Here is a 25,341-nt window from a genome sequence, read left to right as displayed (position 1 = left end):
CTGCTCACTTGCCGGTGATTGCGATGAACGGTTCAATCTCGCTCACTGCGGCGTGTGGGGTGAAGCCGTTTTTCTATGTCTGCACCGACAAGAGCTTTCGCACGCAACAACCGGCACTGTTCGCCCAAGCCTTGCGCGACAGCCAGCGCCTGGCCCTGTGGCCGGAGCAGTTCGCCGATGCCGATGTCCCCACGAGTACCCAGTGCTACCCATTGCACAAGGCCGAGACACCCGGTTTGCTGGATGCTTTGCGCGGCCATGGTGACACGCTTGTCTGCAACCGGTCGTTCTGGAGCAAACGGGCACGCTCGATTGCCTTCAGCACCGACATGTCCAATGGCTATTTTGATGCCCGCACAGTCGCTTACGTCGCCTTGCAACTGGCTCATCACCTGGGCTTCGAGCAGGTTTTGCTGGTGGGGGTCGACCTCGATCAATCCGCTGGCGCTTCTATGAGGACGGCTCGACGCAGTGCTCGCCGTGCGGGCTCGATCAGCACTGGGGCAGCCGAATTCTGCCGTCGCTGACGTTGATGGCGCAGCACGTGGTGAATGAGCATTTCCGCGTCTACAACTTGTCCGCTACCTCGCGCATTCCCCCCGCGGTGATCCCCAAGATCGACCTGGCTGAAGCACGACGCATCGCGGCCTGAGGATTTTTCGCGCAAGAAACGGGATGCGCCTGCCCGCCTGCGGCGTTAGAGTGCGCTGAACTTGATTGTCACGGAAACTTCATCATGCCCTGCGCCTTCACTTTCCTGGCATCCCCGGTCGGTACCTTGACGCTGGTCGCTCGCGGTGAGCGGCTGGCTGCCGTACTTTGGGAGCAAGACCGCGAAAACCGCGTGCGCCTCGGTGAAATGCACCGCGACGACCAGCAACCCACCCTGCGCGAAACTGCGCGCCAGCTGGGCGAGTACTTCGCCGGCACCCGGCAGCAGTTTGATCTGCCACTGGACTTTGCCGGCACCGAGTTCCAGCGCCAGGTGTGGGCCGCGTTGTTGACGATTCCCTTTGGTCAGACCCGCAGTTACGGCGATATCGCCCGGCAGATCGGCAACCCCAGCGCGCTGCGTGCAGTGGGCGCGGCCAACGGGCGTAACCCGATCTCGATCATCGCCCCGTGCCACCGGGTGATCGGTGCCTCAGGCAGCCTGACCGGGTTTGCCGGTGGTTTGCCAGCCAAGCAGTACTTGCTGGCGCTGGAAGGGCGCCAGAGCCTGGCCCTGGACCTGTGACCTGCGCTCAGCCGAACCAGTAGGCAACCAGGCAAACCACCAGCGCCGAACCCGCCATCAGCGCATACTGTCGCCGCGCCCGACGCGCATGTGGCCGCATTTCGCGCAAATATTCGCCTGGCGTCGGGGCGTCCGGTCGATGGCGCAGGCCTTCGGCGATGTCGGCCAGTTTGCCTTGAATCAGCAGGCCGACCAGATAGTAGGTGATGGCAAGACTGCTCAAGGTCAAAAGCAGATAGTTCATGCAGCAGCGGCGTCCAGCCGGGCAAAACGTTCCATGTGCATTCGTTCCCATAGGCAGGTCGAAGGGGCGAGCATACTACTGCCGTGCACGCCGATGTCAGCCACGGGCCGCTCATGCGGCAGGGTGCGGCGCGAAGCGCTGGCGGAACCAGTCGTTCAGCATGGCCTTTTCGGCGTACAGGCGGTCATTGCTGCTGGCCATGCGGCCTGGACGGCTCAGGTACATCTTGTCGCTTACCCGCTCCTGGGCTTGCTGGTCCGGTTTGCCGGGCTGGCTGAGCGTGTAGCTGAGGTCGATGGTTGGCCAGGTGATATCGCGCATGAAGCGCACATCGTAGGCGCGGCTGTGCCAAGGTTCGAATCGCCCGGCCAGGTCGATGTCGCGGATGTCGATCACCAGTTGCTGGCCCGGCTGCAGGTAGCGCTGGCCTAGCTTCTGCAGGTATTGGGTGAGGGTTTTCATCACATAGTCGTCGGCGCCGCGCTCATATCCGGCACTGTCCAGGCTGGCATCGCGGAATTTTTCCGGATGGTCGAAACGCACCTCGACCTGCGCAGGCGCGGTGCCTTGTGCCATGCTGTTGACAGAGAGCGCCATGAGCACGGCACACACAAGGGTGTAACGCATGATGCACCTCCGGGCGTACTGCGTTTCGCCTCATTTTACGCCTGCCCAGGTGCGGCAGATGAGGAAGATTTGTAATGAGCCGGTTTCGGCGGATAGCCGCCAACAGCAAGGGTCGCGACCTGGCCGTGGGGGATATTCACGGGCATTTCCTGCGATTGCAGCAGTGCCTGGACCAGGTGGGGTTCGATCCTGAAGTCGACCGCCTGTTCAGCGTCGGCGACCTGGTCGACCGAGGCCCGGACAGCGAAGAGGCGCTGATGTGGCTGGCCAGACCCTGGTTCCACGCCGTGCAGGGCAATCACGAGTCATTGGCGATCACTTGCCTGCATGGCGGGCGCCTTGACCTGGAGATGTACCGTGCCGCCGGCGGTGGCTGGTTCCTCGATCTGCCCGGGCACAGGCAGGAAGTGTTCGTCGAACGGTTCCTGCAGCTGCCCATTGCCCTGGAGGTTCAGACTCCGGCCGGGCTGGTCGGTGTGCTGCATGCCGACAGTCCGTTCAATGACTGGGCGGCATTGCGCGAAAGCCTGTTGTTCGACGACGACCCGCGCGTACGGGAGGTGTGCCAATGGTCGCGGCAGCGTCTGAAGGATGGCGATACCGAGCCGGTCGCAGGGCTTCAGGCTTTGCTTGTCGGGCATACGCCTGTGTTGCAGGCCAAGCGCCTGGGGAATGTCTGGCACCTGGATACCGGCGGCTGGGCCAGTGGCCACTTCACCTTGCTGGACCTGGCAAGCCTGACAGTGGTCACCCCTTGAGCCGTGCATGGGACCGCGAAGGTAGCCCCGTACAGTTTTTGCCTGCGGCTGTATCTTGACCGCGCAGGCGGCAGCCTGCTGAATACGAGGTCGACCACCAGGAATACCCAATGGACCTCTCGAGCCTGTTGCTTTTCATTCCGGCCTGCTTCGCCCTGAACATGGCGCCGGGGCCGAACAACCTGCTGTCCCTGCATAACGCCAGCCGTTACGGATTGCGCACTGCCTGTGTGGCCGGTGGCGGGCGCCTCGTCGCCTTCAGCGGCATGATCGCCCTGGCGGCCATGGGCCTCGCCGTGGTGCTGCACACCAGCGAATACCTGTTCCTGGCGATCAAGGTGGTGGGCGCGGCCTACCTGTTCTACATCGCCTGGCAGCTGTGGCGTGCACCGGTGGGCGAGGTGATGGTGGCCAGCGATCATCCTCGCGGCACCTGGCGTCTGGCGCGCCAGGAGTTCTGGGTCGCTGCTGGCAATCCGAAGGCCATCCTGATCTTCACCGCATTCCTGCCGCAGTTCGTCTCGGTTGGCAGCGCCACGCCGGTGAGCGAGCAGTTCCTCTGGCTGGGCGTGCTGTTCCTGCTGCTGGAATGGGCGGCGATCGCCATCTACGCGGGGTTGGGTGCCTACCTGCAGCGCTGGTTCAGCCAGCCCGGGCCACGTCGGCTGTTCAACCGCGTCAGTGCTTCGCTGCTCGGATGCGCAGGCCTCGGGCTGCTGGCTGCGCGTCGCTAGAACTGCCAGCGTTCGCACTGGTTTTCTACTCACGAAGGGATAGGGGCCTGGAGTCCTTCAATTGAGAGCCCGCTCAACAATAAGCGGGTAGTCCGAAGAGCCGGCCGCGCTTGTGGGCTCTATACCCAAGCCTCCTGAATGCTTTTAGGATCTAACATCGAGTAAACCCATACCTTGCCTTCTTTCCTTTTTTTGAACAGCTTGAGTTCAACCAGTCCGTTGAGGATGCTGGCCGCAGTGTTGTAGGAGCAACCGAGATTCATCTTGACGTTATTCACGGTGAAGTGACGCGCTCTGTTACTGCTCGCGACATTGAACACCATCCGTTGCTTGTCTGAGAGCTTCCCATAAAGCCCTGAGTCGAATAGGAATTTTTCAAAATCCTTAATCGATTTCAAAGCAACATCATAGTTTTCCTGGAAGAGATCGATGGCCTCGGTGATCATGCGGCACTGGTAGTCGATGAAATAGGTCAGATCCATTTCGTCGGTTTCCGTGTACATATAGCTCATGCCGTATTTAACTGGGGCCCGTTTAAGTAGCGAGCTGATCGCAATGTACCTAAAGGCTGGGAATCCTTCCTTGAAGACGTACCAGTAGAACAGCGACCTAGCTACCCGGCCGTTTCCATCATGGAAGGGATGTTCGTAACCTATCGCGAAATGGAGGATGATCGCTTTGATGATCGGATGAATGTAGCTGGCTGTATTCGTCGTGGTGTGGTCGGAATTTACCCACTCAATCAGCGATTCCAACCGTTGGACAAGCGTCGCCGCTGGCGGTGGTTGGTGCGCGATGCCTCCGTGGCCATCCGATACAACGACATCATCTGTATCCTTGAATGCACCTGGGCGATATTCGTCATCATCGATCCCTTCGACGCCTTCGCGGTGCAGTTCCTGGATGAGCTGTAGGGAGAGAGGTTCTTTCCTCCGCTCCCATGCGCACAGCATCATTTTATAGTTCCCGATAATCATCTTCTCATCAGGCGTTCTGCCGCCCTGCTGGGTCGACAGCAGGAGCTTTGCAACCTTGGTAGTGGTCGCTGAACCCTCCAGCTGGCTGCTACTGATCGCTTCGTCATCAAGCAGATCGTTCAGCAGGTATTCAATTTGTTTCCCCTCGCCGATCTGATTCGTCATGTACCTGAGGACGGCAGTTGTCGTTTTCTGGTCGCAATGGGAAACAGCTTTCTGAATAGCTGGTGTCGATAAGAACCAGCATGGCTCAGCAGGTTCCCCAAGCGTGATTACAGGTGCGAGCTGCCCCCGACGCGCCATCTTGACCACGGACCAAGCCAAAGATTTATCGAGCCTTCTGGGGATCTTGTGGCGAATTTGATCAAAATGGAGGTACTTACCTTCCTTGTCGATCACCTGATGGAGGTCGACGTAATCAGTGACGTAATCAGGATGCGCCTGAATGATGGCTTCGAATGGCTCGGGGTGAACCGCTGGAGGACGCTTGAACATAATCTCAAATACCGCCGGATTTGAGACGAGGATAGCTTGGATGAGAGCCTGATTTCAATTTGATCGTAAATTGAGTTCAAGTCGTATTAAGCTTTGCACAGCTCTGGTGCAGCCAGCCCGGGCCACGTCGGCTGTTCAACCGCGTTAGTGCTTTGCTGCTCGGATGCGCAGGCCTCGGGCTGCTGGCCGCGCGTCACTAGAAAGGCGTATGCAGCTATTGGCAGAAAGTGCCTGCGCGGCCTGTGTCCATCAATCGCGATAGAACGTTTGAACCAGGTGATAACCGAACTTGCTCTTGATCGGCCCGTGTACCACACGCAGGGGTTTCTTGAAGATCACCTGGTCGATGGCACCCACCAACTGACCAGGGCGCACTTCACCCAGGTCGCCACCGCGCTTGCCTGACGGGCAGGTGGAAAACTTCCTGGCCAGCACGTCGAAGGCCTCGCCGTTGGCGATGCGCTGCTTGAGCTTCTCGGCTTCATCAGCGGTCTTGACCAGGATGTGGCGGGCTTGAGCTTTCATGGGACACCTGTGCTTCGGGGCAAAAAAAGGCCGCCATTATGCCTGATCGCGCAGTTCCGTGCGGTCGCGGAACTGCTCCAGGGCTTCGGGATTGGCCAGCGCGTCGGTGTTCTTCACCGCCAGCCCGTGCACCACGTTGCGCACGGCCAGCTCCACCAGCTTGCCACTGAGGGTGCGCGGCATGTCATTGACCTGCAGGATCACTGCCGGCACGTGGCGCGGGGTGGTGTACTGGCGGATCACCTGGCGGATGCGCTGGCGCAACGGTTCGTCGAGCTGCAGGCCGTCACGCAGGCGAACGAACAGCACCACGCGCACATCGCCGTGCCAATCCTGGCCGATGGCGATGCTTTCCAGCACCTGCTCGATCTTTTCCACCTGGCGGTAGATCTCCGCCGTGCCGATGCGTACGCCACCGGGGTTGAGCACCGCGTCGGAACGGCCATGGATCACCATGCCGCCGCTGGCACGTTGTTCGGCATAGTCGCCTTGTGCCCACACGCCGGGGAACTGACTGAAGTAGGCCTGCAGGTAGCGGCTGCCATCCTGGTCCTGCCAGAAGCCAAGGGGCATGGACGGGAAGTTGCGAGTACACACCAATTCGCCTTTTTCACCTGTCACCGACTGGCCGTTCTCGTCCCACACCTCCACGGCCATGCCCAGGCCCTTGCAGGCGATTTCGCCTCGACGAACGGGCAGGGTGGGGTTGCCCAGGACGAAACAGGACACGATATCGGTGCCGCCGGACATCGACGCCAGGCACAGGTCTGTCTTGATCTTGGCGTACACATAGTCGTAGCTGTGCGGCGACAGTGGCGAGCCGGTGGAGAGCAGCAGCCGCAGGCGCTCCAGACGATGGCTGTGCATCGGTTGCAGGCCTTGCTGTTCCAGGGTGGCGAGGTACTTGGCGCTGGTGCCGAAGGCGTGGATGCCTTCGGCGTCGATCAGGTCCAGCAGACGCTCTGGGCCCGGGTGCATCGGCGAACCGTCGTACAGCACCAGCGTGGCCCCGACGGCCAGGCCACTGGCCAGCCAGTTCCACATCATCCAGCCGCAGGTGGTGTAGTAGAACAGCACCTCGTCGGCCTTGAGGTCGTTGTGCAGGCCGTGTTCCTTGAGGTGCTGCAACAGCACGCCACCGGCGCGGTGCACGATGCACTTGGGTACACCGGTGGTGCCGCTGGAGTACAGGATGTACAGCGGATGGTCGAACGGCAGCGCAACGAAGTCAGGCTGGCCCCCTGGCTGGTAGACGTCATCCCACAGGCTGACGCTGCCTGCACTGAAATCTTCGGCACAGGTGCCTGCGCGGGTATGGGGGACCACGATCAGCTGCGCGAGCTCCGGCAGCTGTGCGCAGACCTGGTTGATCTTCTCGACCTGATCGATCACCTTTCCGGCGTACTGGTAGCCCGCGCAGGCGATCAGCACTTTCGGCGCGATCTGACCGAAACGGTCGATGATGCCGTGCACGCCGAACTCCGGCGAGCAGCTTGACCAGACCACACCAAGGCTGGTGCACGCCAGCATCGCCACCAGGGTTTCCCAGGTATTGGGCATGATCGCGCCAATGCGGTCCCCCGGCTCGATGCCCATGGCCTTGAAGGCGTTTTGCAACCCGGCGACATCGGCGGCCAGTTGCGCGTGGCTCAAAGCGCGGCGCCGGCCATCCTCGCCCACGGCGATCACGGCCGGGCGATCGTCGCGACGGCGCAGCAGATGTTCGGCGAAATTGAGCGTGGCACCGCGAAACCAGCGGGCTTCGGGCATTTGCGTGCCTTCGGCGAGCACCTGGGTAGGGGGTGCATGCCAAAGGACCTGGAAGAAATCGGCAAGGGTCTGCCAGAACGCTGCACGCTGTTCGATGCTCCAGCGGTGCAGGGCGGCGTAGTCCTCGAGCTGCAGGTTGTAGCGCAGATTGACCCGGCGGCGGAACGCGTCCATCCGGCTGGCCTGGATCTGCGCCGTGGAGGGGCGCCAGAGCACGTCGTTCATGCCGAACCTCCCACTCAGGGACAACGCCCTGCAGGTACGGGCCATGGCCTTGCGAAAGCCCGTACCTTCAGGATAGCGCCGAAGCTTATTCGACCTTGGCCTTTTGTACTTCCTCGGAGGCCGACCACACGCGATAGCGTACCTCTACGCCTTCTGGCACGTAGACCACCACCGGCAGCTTACTGCTGTAGCGCAGCATGAAGCCTTCGCCGACCACTGGCACGAATGCCTCGGTCTTCTTGCCATCCGGGCAGGCCATCAGGGTACTGGCCGGGCCACCGACCTTGTCCAGGTGGTAGTAGCTGTAGCCCCAGCCTTGCAGGGTGCGTTCCTCCAGGCTGCCTGCCAGGCGCTGGCGGTTGCAGTCGACCTGCAAGGTCTTGCCGGCGAGGATTTCCAGTTTGTGGGCCGACTCATCGGCCTGGGCCGGCAAGTGGATGACCTGCCGGGTAAAGCCTTTTTCGGCCTCAGCGTAGGGCGCGACGTCTTTCAGGCTGGCAGCCATCGCCGGGGCGGCGGCCGCCAGGGCCAGGGCAAACATCGCGGACATTCGGGTTGGGCGCATAGGGCCTCCTTGCAATTGAACGAGTGCAAGACCGCCGCCAGGCCCAGGCTGCCCGTCATTGGGCCAACCAGCCACCATCGACGTTCCAGGCGGCGCCGCGGACCTGGCTACCGGCCTCGCTGCACAGGAATAGTACCAGCTCGCCCAGGTGCTCGGGGGTGACGAAGGCCAACGAAGGTTGCTTCTCTGTCAGCAGCTGCGTTTGTGCTTGCTGCGTGTCGACGCCCTTGGCAGCACGGTCGTCGATCTGCTTCTGTACCAGTGGCGTAAGTACCCAACCTGGGCAGATGGCGTTGCAGGTCACGTTGCTCGTGGCGGTTTCCAGACCCACGACCTTGGTCAGGCCGACCACGCCATGCTTGGCGGCCACATAAGCCGCCTTGCCAGTGGAACCGACCAGCCCGTGCACCGAGGCGATGTTGATGATCCGCCCCCAGTTGCGCGTGCGCATGCCGGGCAAGGCCAGGCGTGTGCCATGGAACACGGCCGACAGGTTCAGGGCGATGATCTTGTCCCAGCTTTCCACCGGGAACTGCTCGACCGGCGCCACGTGCTGGATGCCGGCGTTGTTGACAAGGATGTCGACGCCGCCGAATTCGCGCTCGGCCAAGGCGAACAGCGCTTCGATCTGCGTCACGTCGGACAGGTCGGCCGGGTGGTGGGCGACCTTGACCCCGTGCCTGGCAATCTCGGCCAAGGCCGGTGACGGGTCGCCGAAGCCGTTGAGCAGGATATTCGCGCCGGCGCGGGCCAGCGCCTGGGCGATACCCAGGCCGATGCCGCTGGTGGATCCGGTAACCAATGCAGTCTTGCCTTCGAGTGTCATGCGAACATCTCCTTGGACATAACGATCTGGAACCTAGCGTCTTGGGTCGAACGCCTCGCGCAGGGCGTCGCCGATGAATACCAGCAGCGACAGGATCACTGCCAGTGCAAAGAACGCGGTGAAGCCCAGCCACGGCGCCTCCAGGTGCTGCTTGCCCTGGGTCACCAGTTCGCCCAGCGACGCACTCCCGGCCGGCATGCCGAACCCCAGGAAGTCCAGCGCCGTCAGCGTGGTGATCGCGCCGGTGAGCATGAACGGCACGTAGGTCAGGGTGGCGTTCATCGCATTGGGCAGGATGTGCCGCAGCATCACCTGGCTGTCCGGCAGCCCCAGGGCGCGCGCGGCCTTCACGTATTCGAGGTTGCGCCCACGGAGGAATTCGGCGCGCACCACATCGACCAGGGTCAACCAGGAGAACAGCGCCATGATCCCCAGCAGCCACCAGAAGTCGGGCTCGACGAAGCCGCTGAGTATGATCAGCAGGTACAGGACCGGAAGTCCCGACCACACTTCCAGCAGGCGCTGCCCCAGCAGGTCGACCCACCCGCCGTGGTAACCCTGCAGGGCGCCGGCGACGATGCCGATCAGCACGCTGACCACGGTCAGGGCAAAGGCGAACAGCAGCGATATCCGCGTGCCATACAGCACCCGTACCAGCACGTCGCGGCCCTGGTCGTCGGTACCCAGCCAGTTGCTGGAGCTCGGCGGGCTGGGTGTGGGGACTTGCAGGTCGTAATTGGGCGTGTCGGCGCCGAAGGGGATCGGGGCGAACAGCATCCAGCCGCCCTGGCCCTCGATCAATTGCCGTACATAGGCACTCCGATAATCCGGCTGGAACGGCAACTGGCCGCCGAACTGTTGTTCGGTATAACGCTTCAGCGCAGGGACATACAGTTCGCCTTTGTAGCCCAGCAACAGCGGCTTGTCATTGGCCACCAGCTCCGCGCCAAGGCTGAGCAGCAACAGGCCGGCGAACAGCCACAGCGATATCCAGCCACGGCGATTGCGACGAAAGCGTTGCAGGCGGCGACGTGACACCGGCGAGAGCATCAGTGGCTCCTCGCGTCGAAGTCGATGCGTGGGTCGAGCAGGGTATAGGACAGGTCACCGATCAAGCGGATCAGCAGGCCCGCCAGGGTAAAGATGAACAGGGTCCCGAACACCACCGGGTAATCACGCGATACCGCGGCTTCATAACTCAGGCGCCCCAGGCCATCGAGGGAGAAGATCACCTCGATCAGCAGCGATCCTGCAAAGAACACGGTGATCAGTGCCTGGGGCAGCCCGGCCAGCACCAGCAGCATGGCATTGCGCAGCACATGACCATAGAGCACGCGCCGCTCGCTCAGGCCCTTGGCCTTGGCGGTGACCACGTACTGGCGGGAAATCTCGTCGAGGAAGGCGTTCTTGGTCAGCAGGGTGAGGGTGGCGAAACCGCCGATTACCAGCGCACCCACCGGCAGCACCAGGTGCCAGAAATAGTCGGCGACCTTGCCCAGCAGGCTCAGCTGGTCGAAATCCTCCGACACCAGCCCGCGTACCGGGAACCAGTTCAGCGAGGTTCCCCCGGCGAACAGCACGATCAGCAGCAGGGCGAACAGGAACGAGGGCAGGGCATAGCCGATCACGATCAGCGCGCTACTCCAGGCATCGAAGCGGCTGCCATGGCGAACCGCCTTGCGAATGCCCAGCGGGATCGACACCAGGTAGGTGATCAGCGTGGCCCAGAAGCCCAGCGACAAGGTCACTGGCAGCTTGTCGAGAATCAGTTCGGTGACCTTGGCGCCGCGAAAGAAACTCTGGCCGAAATCCAGCCGCGCATACTGGCCGAGCATCAGCCACAGGCGCTCGCTGGCGGACTTGTCGAAGCCGTACTGGCGCTTGATCTCTTCGATCAGCTTGGGGTCCAGCCCCCGGGTGGCGCGGGATTCACCGTGTACCACTTCTGCCCGGGCTCCCGGTGCGCTGCCGCCCAGGCCTTGCAGGCGAGCGACCGCCTGCTCCACCGGGCCGCCAGGCGCGGCCTGGACGATGGCGAAATTGACCAGCAGGATCGCCAGCAGGGTCGGGATGATCAGCAGCAGGCGCCGCAGGATGTAGGTCGTCATGGCCTGGCCTTCTGGCGTTCGGCCATCTGCCTGTTGGTCAGCGCCTCGGGGCTGACTTGCCACCAGGTGTCCAGGCCCTCGTCGTAGGCAGGCTGGACCTTGGGCAGGCCGAAGCGGTTCCACCACACGGTCGAGCTGCCGGGCGGGTAGTAGTTGGGCACCCAGTAGTAGTTCCACTGCAGCACGCGGTCCAGGGCATGGGCATGGCGCAGCATGTCGGCCTGGGTAGCGGCGCGCACCAGGCCGTCGAGGAGTCGATCCACGGCCGGGTCCTGCAGCACCATCAGGTTGTTCGAACCCGGGTCGTGGGCCGCGGCGGAGCCGAAGTAGTTGTACATCTCGGCGCCCGGTGAAAGGGTGACCGGGTAACCAGTGACGATCATGTCGTAGTCCCGCGACATCACCCGGTTGATGTACTGGGCCGAGTCGATATTGCGGATATCCAGGGTAATGCCGATCTGCGCCAGGTTGCGCTTCCACGGCAGCAGCAGGCGTTCCATGCCGGCCTGGCCGTTGAGAAAGGTGAAGGCCAGCGGCTGGCCCTGGTCATTGACCAGGCTGTCACCGTCCGGGTGCCAGCCTGCTTGCTCCAGCAGGGCCAGGGCTTGCAGCTGTTGTGGTCGGATGATGCCGGAACCGTCGGTGACAGGGGCGCTGAACACCTGGTTGAACACTTCGTCGGGCACTGTGCCGCGCAGCGGTTCGAGCAGCTTCAGTTCGTCGGCGTCCGGTAGCGCGCGGGCTGCCAGCGGGGTATTGGAGAACACGCTCTGCTGGCGGATGTACAGGTTGCGCATCATCTGCCGGTTGCTCCATTCGAAGTCCCAGAGCATGGCCAGCGCCTGGCGCACGCGGCGGTCCTTGAACTGCGGCCGGTCGAGGTTGAACACGAAGCCCTGGGCGGTCTGCGGCTTGGCCGGGCCCAGGTGGGCACGCTGCAGACGGCCGTCGTCCAGTTGCGCGCCGTTGTAGCCGAGCGTGTAGGCGGTGGCGGAGAACTCGCGGTTGTAGTCGTAGCCGCCGCCCTTGAGCACCTGGCGGGCAACCTCGGTGTCACCGAAGAATTCGATGCGGATGCGTTCGAAGTTGTACAGGCCACGGCTGACCGGCAGGTCCTGGGCCCACCAGTGCGGGTTGCGTTCGAAGGTGATGCTGCGACCGTTGTCGATGCGCCCGATGCGGTAAGGGCCACTGCCGACCGGCTTGGCGAAACCGGCGCCGTTGGCGAAGTCGCGGTCGGCCCAGTCATGTTCGGGCAGGACCGGCAGGCTTGCCAGGTCCAGGGGCAGGGTACGGCCGTGGGGTTGCTTGAAATCGAAGCGTATGCGCTGTGCGCTTTCCACCGTTACGCCGGCGACATCGGCAAACTGGGTGCGGTACTTGAGGCTGCCCTGGGCCATCAGCTTGTCGAAGGTGAAGCGTACGTCCTCGGCGCGCACCGGCTTGCCATCGGCAAAGGTGGCCCGGGGGTCGATCTCGAAGCGCAGCCAGGCATCATCCGGGCCCCGTTCCATGCGCCGGGCTACCAGGCCATAGACGGTGTAGGGCTCATCGAACGCGCGCACGGCCAGCGGCGCATACAGCCAGCCTTCGACCTCGCTGACACCGGTGCCTTTGTCGATGAAGGGCAGGATGTGGTCGAACTGGCCGATTTCGATGGCCGAACGGCGCATCAGCCCGCCCTTGGGGGCATCAGGGTTGACGTAGTCGAAGTGGCGGAAGGTTTCGCTGTAGCGGGGGGATTCACCATAGACGGTGAGGGCGTGGGTGGGGGCGGCGTTTGCAGTGATACTTGCACACGCCAGGACAAGCCACGCCAGGGCCCTGTCGCCGGCAAGCCGGCTCCCACAGGCCAGCTGCAGGCCTTGAACGCCGAGCGGTGTGTGTGGGAGCCGGCTTGCCGGCGATGGGGTCATCGGCAATGTCAGCCGATCAGTCCTGACGGCTGGTCACTTCCAGCAGGTGGTAGCCGAACTGGGTCTTGACCGGGCCCTGCACGGTGTTCAGCGGTGCGCTGAAGACCACGGTGTCGAATTCCTTGACCATCTGGCCCGGGCCGAACGAACCCAGATCACCGCCCTGGCGGCTGGACGGGCAGGTGGAGTTGGCCTTGGCGATTTCAGCGAAGTCGGCACCGGCTTCGATCTGTGCCTTGAGTTCGTTGCATTTCTCTTCCGAGCTGACGAGGATGTGGCGGGCGGTTGCGCGTGCCATGGGTACTACTCCTTGGGGTGAAAAGGGCAAGCCTAGCGCACTTGCTTGGGAAATGTCTTGCAAGGCTTGCCGGGTGTTTTCTACAAGCGGGCTGCAGCGTCGCGCAACAGGGTTTCGGTCGCCGCCCAGCCCAGGCAGCCGTCGGTGATCGACACGCCGTACTTCAGCGGGCCCTTGCCCAGTGCCTGGCAACCATCGAACAGGTGCCCTTCGAGCATCACCCCGACGAGCGAGGCGTCACCGGCCAGGCGTTGCGCCAGTACCTCCTCGAACACCGCCGGTTGCCGCGCCGGGTCCTTGCCGCTGTTGGCGTGGCTGCAGTCGACCATGATCCGCGCCTGCAAGCCCGCCTTGGCCAGCCCCTGGCGAGCCTGGGCAATGCTGTTGGCATCGTGGTTCGGGCCTTTGTGGCCGCCGCGCAGCACCAGGTGGGTGTCCGGGTTGCCCAGGGTCTCGATGATCGCCGGGTAGCCCTGCGCATCCATGCCGAAGTGGCGGTGCGGCGCTTCAGCGCTGCGCATGGCATCGCAGGCGATGGCCACGCCACCGTCGGTGCCGTTCTTGAAGCCGACCGGCAGCTGCAGGCCGCTGACCATTTCCCGGTGGATCTGCGATTCGGTGGTGCGCGCGCCAATCGCGGCCCAGCCCAGCAGGTCATCGAAGTACCCGGCAACCATCGGCTGCAGCAACTCGGTGGCAATCGGCAGGCCACGTTCGATCATGTTCAGCATCAAGCCACGGGACAGGGCGATGCCGGCATGCATGTCGTCGCTGCCATCGAGGTGCGGGTCATAGGCCAGGCCTTTCCAGCCCACCGTGGTACGCGGTTTTTCCACGTAGGCGCGCATCACCAGCAGCAGCTTGTCATCGACTTCGCGGCTGAGGGCGGCCAGGCGGTCGGCGTATTCCAGGGCCGAGCGTGGGTCGTGGATCGAGCACGGGCCGACGATCACCAGCAGGCGCTCATCACGGCCTTCGAGAATGTCACGGATAGCCTGGCGGTGGCCGTGGACTTGCTGGGCGAGTTCGGTCGGCAGCGGCATCTGCTGCTTGAGCAGGTGCGGGCTGGGCAGGCGCTGGCTGACAGTGGTGTTGGCAGCTTGCGATTGGGTCAGGGGCAGGGCGAGGTTCGAAGCGTGCATGGCGTAGGTTCCCTGGGCGGACGGCGGGTTCTGTCCCGCGGTGTCGGCCCTATCGAGGTGTTCGACTAGTCGTTGATTGATTGTCTGCAGCGTTGCCACCGGAGATGGACCGATCGGAGGCGGCAGGCTGGCCCGAACGGGATTGGCTAAATCGCCAGGCGTAGGTGCTTGCGTAGTAATAAGTGGCGTAGTTCATGAATCTGTCCTCAAGATGAATCGGTAAATGTCAAAGGCCTGAAAAGCAAAACCCCCGGTCGGGGAGCCGACCGGGGGTTTGAGTATTCTCATGTTCGGCGGCCCCTCGAAGGTGGGCGCCGTGTGGGTATCGGCGCCTAGTGGCTAAACCAATACCCAAAATAAGAGCCAGCAGCCGCCTTGCAGCCGGCAACGGCCAGCACAGGGCGCAGGGTGCGACCGGTGTGGTTGGCGTGGTTGCGGGTGTGTTTCGGCATGTTGCTCTCCAGTGAATGAGCCCGAGCTTACTTCAGGTCGCATGCAGCGTTCAATGGATTATTGCTATGGCATCGATCATTCGTGCTTCGCCTTGCAGAAAACGGATAGCGCTTTGCAACCAGCGGATATTGCCGCCAGCCCTCGAGCCCTAACCTGACCCGGTCTGAACAATAACAATGGAGACCCTGGCCATGTCCCTGGGATTCGACTACCTCAATGCCATGCTCGAGGACGACCGTGAACAGGGCATCTACCGCTGCAAGCGCGAGATGTTCACCGATCCACGCCTGTTCGACCTGGAGATGAAGCACATCTTCGAGGGCAACTGGATCTACCTGGCCCACGAAAGCCAGATCCCCGAGAAAAACGACTTCCTCACCCTGACCATGGGGCGCCAGCCGATCTTCATCGCGCGCAACAAGGACGGTGAGCTCAATGCCTTCCTCAACGCCTGCAGCCACCGCGGCGCCATGCTTTGCCGTCACAAGCGCGGCAACCGTTCCAGCTACACCTGCCCGTTCCATGGCTGGACCTTCAACAACAGCGGCAAGCTGCTCAAGGTCAAGGACCCGAGCAATGCCGGCTACCCGGACAGCTTCAACTGCGATGGCTCCCACGACCTGACCAAGGTGGCGCGCTTCGGGTCCTACCGCGGCTTCCTGTTCGGCAGCCTGAACGCCGACGTCAAACCCCTGGTCGAGCACCTGGGCGAGTCGGCCAAGATCATCGACATGATCGTCGACCAGTCGCCCGAAGGCCTGGAAGTGCTGCGTGGCGCCAGCTCGTACATCTACGAAGGCAACTGGAAGCTCACTGCCGAGAACGGTGCCGACGGTTACCACGTCAGTTCCGTTCACTGGAACTATGCCGCCACCCAGAACCAGCGCAAGCAGCGCGAAGCGGGCGACGAGATCAAGACCATGAGCGCAGGCGCCTGGGCCAAGCAGGGTGGTGGTTTCTATTCCTTCGACCACGGCCACCTGCTGCTCTGGACCCGCTGGGCCAACCCCGAGGATCGCCCGGCCTACGAGCGCCGCGACCAGCTCGCCGCCGACTTCGGCCAGGCCCGGGCCGACTGGATGATCGAGAACTCGCGCAATCTGTGCCTGTACCCGAACGTCTACCTGATGGACCAGTTCAGCTCGCAGATCCGCATCGCCCGACCGATTTCGGTGAACAAGACCGAGATCACCATCTACTGCATCGCACCCAAGGGCGAGAGCGCCGACGCCCGCGCCAAGCGTATCCGCCAGTACGAAGACTTCTTCAATGTCAGCGGCATGGCCACCCCGGACGATCTGGAGGAGTTTCGCTCCTGCCAGACCGGCTACGGCGGCGGCACTGGCTGGAACGACATGTCGCGCGGTGCCGTGCACTGGGTCGAGGGCGCCGACGAGGCGGCCCGCGAGATCGAGCTCGCGCCGCTGCTGTCGGGTGTACGCACCGAGGACGAGGGCCTGTTCGTGCTGCAGCATAAGTACTGGCAGGAAACCATGATCCAGGCGCTGCAAAGCGAACAGCAGCTGATCCCCGTGGAGGCCGTGCAATGAGCCTTTTCGAGACCGTGCGCGACTTTCTCTACCGCGAGGCGCGCTACCTGGACGACGCCCAGTGGGACCAGTGGCTGGAGCTGTACGCCAGCGACGCGAGCTTCTGGATGCCGTCCTGGGATGACGACGACAGCCTGACGCAAGACCCGCAAAGCGAGATCTCGCTGATCTGGTACGGCAACCGGGGTGGTCTGGAGGACCGTGTGTTCCGCATCAAGACCGAACGCTCCAGTGCGACCGTGCCGGACACCCGCACCTCGCACAACATCAGCAACATCGAGATCGTCGAACACGGCGAAGGCAGCTGCCAGGTGCGTTTCAACTGGCACACCTTGAGTTTTCGCTACAAGACCACCGACAGCTACTTCGGCACCAGCTACTACACCCTTGACCTGCGCGGCGAGCAGCCGCTGATCACGGCCAAGAAGGTGGTGCTCAAGAACGACTACGTGCGTCAGGTCATCGACATCTACCACATCTGAATCGAGGCAATGCGAGCTGCCCGGTGTGCCCTTTGGCGCGCCGCGGCCAGCCTCGCCCGCGAGGTGCAACATGAGCTTCCAGATCGCGCTTAATTTCGAAGACGGGGTCATCCGCTTCATCGAGGCCAGCGGCCATGAAACCGTGGCTGACGCCGCCTACCGGCAAGGCATCAACATCCCCCTGGACTGCCGCGACGGCGCCTGCGGCACGTGCAAGTGCAAGGCCGAGTCCGGACGTTACGACCTGGGCGACAACTTCATCGAAGACGCCTTGAGCGAGGACGAGATCGCCGAAGGTTACGTGTTGACCTGCCAAATGCGCGCCGAAAGCGACTGCGTGGTACGCATTCCGGCGTCCTCGCAGCTGTGCAAGACCGAACAGGCCAGTTTCGAAGCGGCCATCAGCGATGTGCGCCAGCTGTCGGCCAGCACCATTGCCTTGTCGATCAAGGGCGAAGCCTTGAGCCGCCTGGCGTTCCTGCCTGGGCAATACGTCAACCTCAAGGTGCCTGGCAGCGACCAGAGCCGCGCCTACTCCTTCAGCTCGCTGCAGAAGGATGGCGAGGTCAGCTTCCTGATCCGCAACGTGCCGGGCGGCCTGATGAGCAGCTTCCTCACCAGCCTCGCCAAGGCCGGCGACAGCATGAGCCTGGCCGGGCCGTTGGGCAGCTTCTACCTGCGACCGATCCAGCGGCCGTTGCTGCTGCTGGCCGGTGGCACGGGCCTGGCGCCGTTCACGGCGATGCTGGAGAGGATCGCCGAGCAGGGCAGCGAGCATCCGTTGCACTTGATCTATGGCGTCACCAACGACTTCGACCTGGTCGAACTGGACCGCTTGCAGGCTTTGGCTGCGCGTATTCCCAACTTCACGTACAGCGCCTGCGTGGCCAACCCTGACAGCCAGTATCCGCAAAAGGGTTACGTGACCCAGCACATCGAGCCGCGCCACCTCAATGAAGGCGACGTGGACGTGTACTTGTGCGGGCCACCGCCGATGGTCGAGGCGGTCAGCCAGTACATCCGCGAGCAGGGGATCACCCCGGTGAACTTCTACTACGAGAAGTTCGCGGCAGCGGCCTGAGAAGGCGAGGGCTGCGCCCTCGATCGCCGGCAAGCCGGCTCCCACATCGGATCGCTCGCTGTACCTGTGGGCGCCGGCTTGCCGGCGATGAGGCCAGTACAGACGAAGCCTGATAACAGTAAGGAAGTGACAGATGAACAACAGATTCCAAGGCAAGGTCGCCCTGGTCACCGGCGCCGCCCAAGGCATCGGCCGCGGCGTCTGCTGGCGGCTCAAGGCCGAAGGCGCGCAAGTGGTGGCGGTGGACCGCTCCGACCTGGTCCACGAACTGGCAGGCGAGGGCATGCTGACCCTGTCCGCCGATCTCGAGCAACACACCGATTGCGCCCGGGTCATGGCCGCTGCGGTCGAAACCTTCGGCCGCCTCGACATCCTGGTCAACAACGTCGGCGGCACTATCTGGGCCAAGCCGTTCGAACACTACGAAGTGGAGCAGATCGAGGCCGAAGTTCGCCGCTCGCTGTTCCCCACCCTGTGGTGCTGCCACGCGGCGCTGCCGTACATGCTCGAACGCGGCAGCGGGGCGATCGTCAATGTCTCGTCCATCGCCACCCGAGGCGTGAATCGCGTGCCCTACGGCGCAGCCAAGGGCGGGGTCAATGCGCTCACAGCCTGCCTGGCCTTCGAAACCGCTGGCCGTGGCATTCGCGTGAACGCCACCGCACCGGGCGGCACCGAGGCACCACCACGACGGGTGCCGCGCAACGCTGCCGAGCAGAGCGAGCAGGACAAGGCCTGGTACCAGCAGATCGTCGACCAGACGCTCGGCAGCAGCCTGATGCACCGCTACGGCAGCATCGACGAACAGGTCGGCGCGATTCTCTTCCTGGCCTCCGACGAAGCCTCCTACATCACCGGCGTGACGCTGCCGGTAGGGGGCGGTGACCTCGGCTGAGCTTCCCCAGCACGCTTTTTCTCCACAAAAACAACAACAGAGACAGATGCCATGCGAACACTCGACGTGCACCCGATCATCCACAATGCCCGCTTCAGCGCCTTCCACTGGATGGTCATGGCCTGGTGCGGCCTGCTGCTGATCTTCGACGGTTATGACCTGTTCATCTACGGCGTGGTCTTGCCGGTGATCATGAAAGAGTGGGGGCTGACCCCGTTGCAGGCCGGCGCCTTGGGCAGCTACGCGCTGTTCGGCATGATGTTCGGCGCGCTGGCGTTCGGCAGCCTGGCCGACTGCATCGGGCGCAAGAAAGGCATCGCCATCTGTTTCGCCTTGTTCTCTGGCGCCACCATCCTCAATGGCTTTGCCAGCAGCCCGAGCGAGTTCGGCATCTACCGCTTCATCGCAGGGTTAGGCTGCGGCGGGTTGATGCCCAACGCCGTGGCACTGATGAACGAATACGCGCCCAAACGCCTGAGCAGCACGTTGGTGGCGGTCATGTTCAGCGGCTACTCGCTGGGCGGCATGCTCTCGGCAGGTGTCGGCATCTTCATGTTGCCGCGTTTCGGCTGGGAATCGATGTTCTTCGCCGCTGCCGTGCCGTTGCTGCTGTTGCTGGTGATTCTCTACTACCTGCCTGAATCGATCGGCTTCCTGGTGCGCCAAGGTCGTACCGATGAAGCGCGCCAGCTGCTCAAGCGGCTGGCCCCGGACTGTGATGTACGACCTGGCGATCAACTGCAGGCCAGCGACCCCAAAGGCAAAGGCGGCTCGGTGCTGGAACTGTTTCGCAATGGCCTGGCCACCCGCACCCTGGCCCTGTGGCTGGCGATGTTCATCACCTACGTGCTGATGCGCAGGTTGCAGCCACGCTATGCCGTGGCTGCAGTACTGGGTGTGGGTGCACTCGTGACCGTTGCCAGTGGCGCGTTGCGCAGCGAGGCACTGGTGCTGGAACTGGCTTCACCGCACTGGATCACCCCGCAGTTCAGCCTGGCCGCGGTGTTCAGCCTGGCCCTGCCCATGGTGCTGGTGGCATTGACCGGGCAGTTCATGCCGGGCATGGCCGTGCTGCGCAACGCCGGCTACACAACGCCGGCCAGCCCTTTGATCAGCGCGAGCGCGTTGGGCGGCGCGTTGCTGGCGCCGTTCGGCTGCCATGGCCTGAACCTCGCGGCGGTCACTGCCAGTCTCTGTACCGGCCACGAGGCCCATGAAAACCCGCGCCGGCGCTATGTCGCGGCGGTCGCAGGCAGCGCGCTGTACCTGCTGCTGGGCATCGGCGGGGCGACGCTGATGTCGCTGTTCGCCGCCTTTCCCGCCGCGCTGATCGCTGCACTGGCGGGCCTTGCCCTGTACGGCGCGATCAGCGAGGCGCTGGTCCGCAGCCTGGCCGAGCCGAGCGAGCGCGATGCCGGCCACGCACCCTTGAGGCCCTGCGCCGTAGCCCCTGAAACGCCGTATTCCAAACGCTTTACCCATAACAACAAGATCAAGAGAGCTTCGGAATGAACCACACCCCCTGCGTCGCGATCGGGCTGAGCCTGCTCAGCCAACCGTTGCTGGCTGCCGAAGGCGGCTTCTTCGAAGATGCCAAGGCGAGCCTCAGCGCCCGCAACTACTACTTCAGCCGTGACTACTCCGACATCGTCGGCGCCAACCAGCAATCCAAGGCCGAGGAGTGGGCCCAGGGCTTCATCCTCGATTTCAAGTCCGGCTACACGCCTGGCCCGGTCGGCTTTGGCGTGGACACCCTGGGCTTGCTCGGGATCAAGCTCGACAGCAGCCCGGACCGCGCCAACCTCGGCTACTTCACGGCGCGGGAAGATGGCGACGCGTTGTTGGGCAACATCGACAACCAGACGTTCTTCTCGCTGCTGACCGCCAAGCACGGTGGCCACAGCGTTCATGTCGGCTATCAGGGCATCTATGGCGAGCGCCCGTTTCCACGGGTATTCGCCAACATTTCGCCATTGGGCAACGAGGTGCCAACCTATGAATTCGCCTATACCGATGAACGTTCGTATCAAGTGCGCTACGACTACAACTTCGCGGCCATGGGCGTGCCGGGCCTGACGGCGACGGTGCGCTATATCACGGGCAACAATGTCGATACCGGGCTGGGTTATGAAGGCAAGGACCGTGAGCGCGACCTGGATATCGGCTATGCGGTGCAGGGCGGGGTGCTCAAGGGGCTGGGGATTCGCGTGCGCAATGCCATGGCGCGGTCCAACTACCGCAGTGACATCGATGAGAACCGGTTGATCCTGATGTACACCTGGCAGCTGTTCTGACTTTCGCTGACCCTATCGCCGGCAGAGGTGTCGGCTATCTGTTGTCACACACCTGCATTTGCACCAGCCGGCTTCAGGGGGTTAGGTTTCGTGTATTGCCAATCCAGGAAGCCTTCCTTTGGACTCGATCACCCAAGCCGTTCTAGGCGCCGCTCTCCAAGGCACGGTGCTCGGCCGCATCCAGGGCCGTCGTTCGCTGATCTACGGCGCCGCCCTGGGCACCGTGCCAGACCTTGACGTGGTCATCCGTTATGCCGACCCGGTGTCGCAGATGACCTATCACCGAGGTTTTTCCCACTCCATCTTCGTGCTGACCGGCCTGGCCCTGCTATTGGCCCTGCTGGTCGCCTGGCTCGGTCGAACCCGCTGGCCCGGCAAGGGCTACACGCTAGCGCGCCTGTTCCTGGCCTTCTGGCTGGTGCTCGTCACCCACCCGATCCTGGACGCGTTCACGGTCTACGGCACCCAGTTGTTCTGGCCGCTGCAGTCCACGCCGCTCAGTTGGGCGGCGGTGTTCATCATCGATCCCCTCTACACCGTACCGCTGCTGGCCGCCGTGCTCTACACGGCATGCAGAGGGGTGAACGGCAGAGCACTGCGATTCATGGGCCTGGCATTGCTGTTCAGCACTGCCTACCTGGGCTTCGGCCTGGCCGGGCGCATGGCCGCCGAACAGCGCTTCCAGGCGGCCCTCGATCAGCAGGGGGTTGCCGTAAGCGATGTGCGAGCCGTACCGCTAGCGTTCAACAGCCTGGTATGGCGGGTGCTGGCCAAGACGCCGGATGGCTATTACTACGAAGGGGTCAGCAGCGGGTTCGACCGGGGGCCACCTGAAATGCAGCGCCTGCCGTTGAACCTGGAAGCCGCCGATGAAATCCGTGGCGCCCCCTTGCTCCAGCGCCTGCGCTGGTTCACCGACAACTGGTTGCGCTATGACCAGATCGGCGATGCGCTGGTGGTCACCGACCTGCGCATGGGCCTCCCCGGCAACTACACCTTCCGCTTCAACATGGCCCACCGCGACAGAGAGGGGCATTGGGTTGCCGTTACCCCGAGCCGCTGGGTGGGGGCAGGGGTGGGCCCCATGTTCGACAGCCACGACCTGGTGCTGATCTGGCGACGCATCATCGATCAGCAACCGCCATTGCCCCTGGCGACCTGGACCACCCGCTACATGGGCCAGACCGCCGAGTCCGGGCGCTGACGCATGCGCTCGGCGGGCTTGGACCTGGTCAAGTGGGTGGCGATCCTGTGCATGGTCGCCGACCACCTGCGTTTCCTTTGGCCGGCGGCCGACGGCCTGTTCATCGTCGGGCGGCTGGCGTTTCCCTTGTTCTGCCTGGCCATTGCCGAGAACGTGGCGCGCGCGCGGGGCATCCAGGTGCGTTATCTCGGTTGGATGTTCGCCTTCGCCGTATTGTCCGAAGGGCCTTATCGCTGGCTGGACACCGACACGCAAACCTTCAGCGTGATACCGACGCTGGCCCTGGGCCTGCTGGTGGCCCGGGGCGTACAGCATGGTTTGGCCCGGGCCCGGTTGGCCGGTCTGGGTGCCGTGCTGCTGGGGGCGCTGTACAGCCAGCAATTGATGTACGGCCTGCCGGGGGTGCTACTGCCGGCAGGCTGGCTGATGGCACGCCGTCTCGGTGGGCTCACCTGGCTTTTACCCTGCCTGCTGGCAGTGGCCGGCAACTTGACCAACAGCTGGCTGCTCGGCCACCTGCTGACGCCCATCACGTTGCTGACGATGGCTGCCGCGATACTGGCCATACCTATCGGCTGCCTGCTGCTGCGCCATGATCACTGGCCTGTCCCTGCCGTGCGGCGCTGGGGCTACCTGTTTTACCCTGTGCATTTGCTGGTGATCAAAATACTGCTGTGAAACCTAGTGCCAGGTCGTGGCGTACCGAGTTCACTGGGTATGGAGGCCGGTGCAAGAGCGAATTAGCGGCACTGTTGAAAATCCCAGTGGCAACATTTGTGTGAATGGCCGATTCTGGAGGAGCCAGGACTTGTCTTACGATGAGAGTCCACCCAAGGCAACAGCCAGCTAGAAAACGAGGATTCAGCGCATGGCCGACAGACAGAACGGAACCGTCAAATGGTTCAACGATGAAAAAGGCTTTGGCTTCATTACCCCCGACGGTGGGGGGGATGATCTGTTCGTTCATTTCAAGGCCATCGAGTCGGATGGTTTCAAGTCCCTGAAAGAAGGCCAGAAGGTCACTTTTGTTGCTGAAAAGGGGCAAAAGGGTATGCAGGCCGCCCAAGTACGCACTGCGTAAACTGGGGCGTTGATTAAAAGGGGCACCTTGCGGCCCCTTTTTCTTTGCTCAAAGTCAGCCAGTTACTGCGCTTGGACCTGATAAAACTGCCAGTAACCATTTGAATCGGAATACTACATGATCAGCACTGACAGCCCACAAGTGGGTTTGTCGCAAACCACACGGGCGTGCTGCAACTATCAAGGGTGAAGATCATGTCAGCGAGACAATGCGGGACGGTGAAGTGGTTCAACGATGAAAAGGGTATTGGTTTTATTACGCCAGAGTCTGGGCCGGACCTCTTTGTGCATTTCAGAGCCATTCAAGGAGCTGGTTTCAAATCACTTAAAGAAGGGCAGAAGGTTACATTCATTGCCATTCAGGGGCAGAGGGGCATGCAGGCCGACGAAGTGATCGTAGAGGAGTGAGTGCCTGATTATCACTGCTGCGTGAATACGCACACATTACGGGAGGCTATTCATGTCCAGACGAGTGCGGCTACCCGCCCCACCTTCGCTTGCACTGATCGATCCTGATTTTGTGGCGCCAGAGGCAGGGTAGCTGGTTTTCTTGGAGGGTGCGGTAGGTGACGGTACGCCCGTCATCCGAGAAGGTCTGCGTGTCAGCTATGAGCTGGTGCAAGGGCAGGATGGCCTCTGGTACGCCGTCAACATCGTCTTGAAGACGAGCCGCCCTTGAATTAGCAAGCCGGCTCTCACAGGTGTTCCCAGGCTCGAAGCCAAGGGTGATCCTGTGGGAGCCGGCTTGCCGGCGATGAGGCCAGTTCAGTCAACCGGTCAGCTACGAGCCAACCGCCCACTGACAAAATGCGCCACATCGTTGAACCCCGGCGTCGAGGCATGCCCCGGCGTCACCAGCGAGTCGATGAAGGCTTCATCCTCGGCCGTGATCTTCGCCTCAAGTGCCCCGGCATAAGTATCCCACTGGGCCTCGGTACGCGGCCCGACGATGGCCGAGCTGACCAGCTGGCTGTTGAGCACCCAGGCGATGGCGAACTCGACCATGCCCACACCCTTGGCCTGCACATAAGCCTGGATCTGCCGGGCGATAGCCAGCGACTCCTGCCGCCACTCCACTTCCATGATGCGTTTGTCCTGACGCGCAGCGCGGCTGCCGGCTTCGGGCTCCGCGCCCGGCGCATATTTGCCGCTGAGCACACCCCGGGCCAGCGGGCTGAACGGCACCACACCCAGGCCGTGGCAAGCCGCGGCGGTCAGTTGCTCGGGCTCGGCCTGGCGGTTGACGATGTTGTACAACGGTTGGCTCACCACCGGCTTGGCCACGCCCAGGCGTTCGGCGACGTTGCAGATCTCGGCGATGCGCCAGCCACGGAAGTTGGACACGCCCCAGTAGCGGATCTTGCCTTGCTGCAAGAGGTCACCGATGGCGCGCACGGTCTCCTCCAGCGGCACCTTGTGGTCCTCGCGGTGCAGGTAGTAGATGTCCAGGTAGTCCAGGTCCATGCGCGTCAGCGTGGCATCGATGCCATTGAAGATGTGCTTGCGCGACAGCCCGCTGCGGTTGGGCAGGCCATCGGTCGGACCCATGCCGACCTTGGAGGCGACGATCCAGTCCTGGCGATGGCGGGCCACCGCTTCACCGACGATCTCCTCGGCGCGGCCGGCGTTGTACACGTCGGCGGTGTCGATGAAGTTGATGCCCTGGTCCCAGGCCTTGTCGATGATGTGCCAGGCGTCCTCGGTGCTGGTCTGCTCGCCGAACATCATGCTGCCCAGCGTGAGCGCGGAGACTTGCAGGCCACTGCGGCCGAGAGGGCGATAGATCATGCTGGGGCATCCTGTGCACTGAGGGGGAAACGACTGTTTTACACACAAGGGCCGCCCTTTGAAAGGG

General features: G+C 62.9%; 25 protein-coding genes and 3 pseudogenes. 15 read left to right on the top strand and 13 right to left on the bottom strand.

Features of this window, described 5'->3' with window-relative positions; translation table 11 throughout:
* Positions 1-652, top strand: a pseudogene (locus tag PPL01S_RS14840) (WaaZ-like lipopolysaccharide core biosynthesis protein); the annotation flags it as partial.
* A gap of 84 nt (positions 653-736) precedes the next feature.
* The gene (locus tag PPL01S_RS14835; protein ID WP_028625920.1) at positions 737-1,237 is read left to right on the top strand and encodes a methylated-DNA--[protein]-cysteine S-methyltransferase; all 501 of its coding nucleotides are present in this window, start codon (positions 737-739) and stop codon (positions 1,235-1,237) included.
* 7 nt (positions 1,238-1,244) lie between these two features.
* Here PPL01S_RS14835 and PPL01S_RS14830 read toward each other — a convergent pair whose 3' ends face one another.
* On the bottom strand, positions 1,245-1,481 hold the full coding sequence (locus tag PPL01S_RS14830; RefSeq protein ID WP_016392628.1) for a hypothetical protein: 237 nt from the start codon (positions 1,479-1,481) through the stop codon (positions 1,245-1,247).
* Between the two features lie 111 nt (positions 1,482-1,592).
* Positions 1,593-2,108 carry a DUF3016 domain-containing protein gene (locus tag PPL01S_RS14825; protein ID WP_016392629.1) on the bottom strand — a complete coding sequence of 172 codons (516 nt, stop codon included), beginning with the start codon at positions 2,106-2,108 and terminating at the stop codon, positions 1,593-1,595.
* Between the two features lie 74 nt (positions 2,109-2,182).
* Between PPL01S_RS14825 and PPL01S_RS14820 the strand changes: the two genes are divergently transcribed.
* Positions 2,183-2,866: a metallophosphoesterase gene (locus PPL01S_RS14820; protein WP_016392630.1), complete on the top strand. Its 684-nt coding sequence runs from the start codon at positions 2,183-2,185 to the stop codon at positions 2,864-2,866.
* Between the two features lie 110 nt (positions 2,867-2,976).
* Positions 2,977-3,600 carry a LysE family translocator gene (locus PPL01S_RS14815; RefSeq protein WP_028625919.1) on the top strand — a complete coding sequence of 208 codons (624 nt, stop codon included), beginning with the start codon at positions 2,977-2,979 and terminating at the stop codon, positions 3,598-3,600.
* A 119-nt stretch (positions 3,601-3,719) separates the two neighbouring features.
* Here the strand turns inward: PPL01S_RS14815 and PPL01S_RS14810 are convergent, their stop codons facing one another.
* Positions 3,720-5,072 (bottom strand): Fic family protein, encoded by a 1,353-nt coding sequence (locus tag PPL01S_RS14810; protein ID WP_016392632.1) that lies wholly within the window; start codon positions 5,070-5,072, stop codon positions 3,720-3,722.
* A 104-nt stretch (positions 5,073-5,176) separates the two neighbouring features.
* Between PPL01S_RS14810 and PPL01S_RS25910 the strand changes: the two are divergent.
* Positions 5,177-5,272: pseudogene (locus PPL01S_RS25910) on the top strand (LysE family translocator); the annotation flags it as partial.
* 49 nt (positions 5,273-5,321) lie between these two features.
* Here PPL01S_RS25910 and PPL01S_RS14805 read toward each other — a convergent pair.
* From PPL01S_RS14805 to PPL01S_RS14765, 9 genes are all read right to left on the bottom strand, one after another.
* A complete protein-coding gene (locus PPL01S_RS14805) occupies positions 5,322-5,597 on the bottom strand; it encodes a peptidylprolyl isomerase (protein ID WP_016392633.1) in 276 nt (91 codons plus the stop codon).
* A 36-nt stretch (positions 5,598-5,633) separates the two neighbouring features.
* A complete protein-coding gene (locus tag PPL01S_RS14800; RefSeq protein ID WP_016392634.1) occupies positions 5,634-7,592 on the bottom strand; it encodes an acetoacetate--CoA ligase in 1,959 nt (652 codons plus the stop codon).
* 85 nt (positions 7,593-7,677) lie between these two features.
* Positions 7,678-8,157 carry a serine protease inhibitor ecotin gene (gene eco / locus PPL01S_RS14795; RefSeq protein WP_028625918.1) on the bottom strand — a complete coding sequence of 160 codons (480 nt, stop codon included), beginning with the start codon at positions 8,155-8,157 and terminating at the stop codon, positions 7,678-7,680.
* A 55-nt stretch (positions 8,158-8,212) separates the two neighbouring features.
* The gene (gene hbdH, locus PPL01S_RS14790) at positions 8,213-8,983 is read right to left on the bottom strand and encodes a 3-hydroxybutyrate dehydrogenase (RefSeq protein ID WP_016392636.1); all 771 of its coding nucleotides are present in this window, start codon (positions 8,981-8,983) and stop codon (positions 8,213-8,215) included.
* 33 nt (positions 8,984-9,016) lie between these two features.
* Positions 9,017-10,033: an ABC transporter permease gene (locus PPL01S_RS14785; RefSeq protein WP_028625917.1), complete on the bottom strand. Its 1,017-nt coding sequence runs from the start codon at positions 10,031-10,033 to the stop codon at positions 9,017-9,019.
* A complete protein-coding gene (locus PPL01S_RS14780; protein ID WP_016392638.1) occupies positions 10,033-11,091 on the bottom strand; it encodes a microcin C ABC transporter permease YejB in 1,059 nt (352 codons plus the stop codon). Before PPL01S_RS14780 ends, PPL01S_RS14785 begins: the two co-directional genes overlap by 1 nt.
* Positions 11,088-13,007, bottom strand: coding sequence for an extracellular solute-binding protein (locus PPL01S_RS14775; RefSeq protein ID WP_248694082.1), 1,920 nt, complete (start codon positions 13,005-13,007; stop codon positions 11,088-11,090). Before PPL01S_RS14775 ends, PPL01S_RS14780 begins: the two co-directional genes overlap by 4 nt.
* Positions 13,008-13,023: 16 nt before the next feature.
* Positions 13,024-13,305 (bottom strand): peptidylprolyl isomerase, encoded by a 282-nt coding sequence (locus tag PPL01S_RS14770; protein ID WP_008095626.1) that lies wholly within the window; start codon positions 13,303-13,305, stop codon positions 13,024-13,026.
* An 80-nt stretch (positions 13,306-13,385) separates the two neighbouring features.
* A complete protein-coding gene (locus tag PPL01S_RS14765; RefSeq protein ID WP_028625915.1) occupies positions 13,386-14,447 on the bottom strand; it encodes a 3-deoxy-7-phosphoheptulonate synthase in 1,062 nt (353 codons plus the stop codon).
* 644 nt (positions 14,448-15,091) lie between these two features.
* Here PPL01S_RS14765 and benA point away from each other — a divergent pair.
* The 10 genes and pseudogenes from benA (at position 15,092) to PPL01S_RS14715 (ending at position 23,894) form a co-directional block, all read left to right on the top strand.
* Positions 15,092-16,450 (top strand): benzoate 1,2-dioxygenase large subunit, encoded by a 1,359-nt coding sequence (gene benA, locus PPL01S_RS14760; RefSeq protein ID WP_016392641.1) that lies wholly within the window; start codon positions 15,092-15,094, stop codon positions 16,448-16,450.
* Entirely contained in the window at positions 16,447-16,932 is a 486-nt protein-coding gene (gene benB, locus PPL01S_RS14755) for a benzoate 1,2-dioxygenase small subunit (RefSeq protein ID WP_028625914.1), read from the top strand. Before benA ends, benB begins: the two co-directional genes overlap by 4 nt.
* A 70-nt stretch (positions 16,933-17,002) precedes the next feature.
* Positions 17,003-18,013 carry a benzoate 1,2-dioxygenase electron transfer component BenC gene (benC, locus tag PPL01S_RS14750; protein WP_016392643.1) on the top strand — a complete coding sequence of 337 codons (1,011 nt, stop codon included), beginning with the start codon at positions 17,003-17,005 and terminating at the stop codon, positions 18,011-18,013.
* 133 nt (positions 18,014-18,146) lie between these two features.
* Positions 18,147-18,908 carry a 1,6-dihydroxycyclohexa-2,4-diene-1-carboxylate dehydrogenase gene (locus tag PPL01S_RS14745; RefSeq protein ID WP_016392644.1) on the top strand — a complete coding sequence of 254 codons (762 nt, stop codon included), beginning with the start codon at positions 18,147-18,149 and terminating at the stop codon, positions 18,906-18,908.
* 51 nt (positions 18,909-18,959) lie between these two features.
* Positions 18,960-20,327, top strand: a pseudogene (locus tag PPL01S_RS25485) (MFS transporter); the annotation flags it as partial.
* Positions 20,328-20,416: 89 nt separating this feature from the next.
* On the top strand, positions 20,417-21,202 hold the full coding sequence (locus tag PPL01S_RS14735) for an OprD family outer membrane porin (RefSeq protein ID WP_016392646.1): 786 nt from the start codon (positions 20,417-20,419) through the stop codon (positions 21,200-21,202).
* Between the two features lie 118 nt (positions 21,203-21,320).
* Positions 21,321-22,406 (top strand): metal-dependent hydrolase, encoded by a 1,086-nt coding sequence (locus tag PPL01S_RS14730; RefSeq protein ID WP_016392647.1) that lies wholly within the window; start codon positions 21,321-21,323, stop codon positions 22,404-22,406.
* A 3-nt stretch (positions 22,407-22,409) separates the two neighbouring features.
* Complete coding sequence (locus PPL01S_RS14725; RefSeq protein WP_028625913.1) at positions 22,410-23,084, top strand: TraX family protein; 675 nt, start codon at positions 22,410-22,412, stop codon at positions 23,082-23,084.
* A 190-nt stretch (positions 23,085-23,274) separates the two neighbouring features.
* Positions 23,275-23,487, top strand: a complete 213-nt coding sequence (locus PPL01S_RS14720; RefSeq protein WP_016392649.1) for a cold-shock protein — start codon at positions 23,275-23,277, stop codon at positions 23,485-23,487.
* 194 nt (positions 23,488-23,681) lie between these two features.
* Positions 23,682-23,894: a cold-shock protein gene (locus PPL01S_RS14715; RefSeq protein ID WP_028625912.1), complete on the top strand. Its 213-nt coding sequence runs from the start codon at positions 23,682-23,684 to the stop codon at positions 23,892-23,894.
* A gap of 369 nt (positions 23,895-24,263) precedes the next feature.
* Here the strand turns inward: PPL01S_RS14715 and PPL01S_RS14710 are convergent, their stop codons facing one another.
* A complete protein-coding gene (locus PPL01S_RS14710; protein WP_016391066.1) occupies positions 24,264-25,274 on the bottom strand; it encodes an aldo/keto reductase in 1,011 nt (336 codons plus the stop codon).
* Between the last annotated feature and the right edge of the window lie 67 nt (positions 25,275-25,341).

This window comes from Pseudomonas plecoglossicida NBRC 103162 = DSM 15088, from assembly GCF_000730665.1.
Classification (GTDB): domain Bacteria; phylum Pseudomonadota; class Gammaproteobacteria; order Pseudomonadales; family Pseudomonadaceae; genus Aquipseudomonas; species Aquipseudomonas plecoglossicida.
Note: the sequence above shows the minus strand (reverse complement) of the source record. Positions and strands in the feature narration are given on the sequence as shown.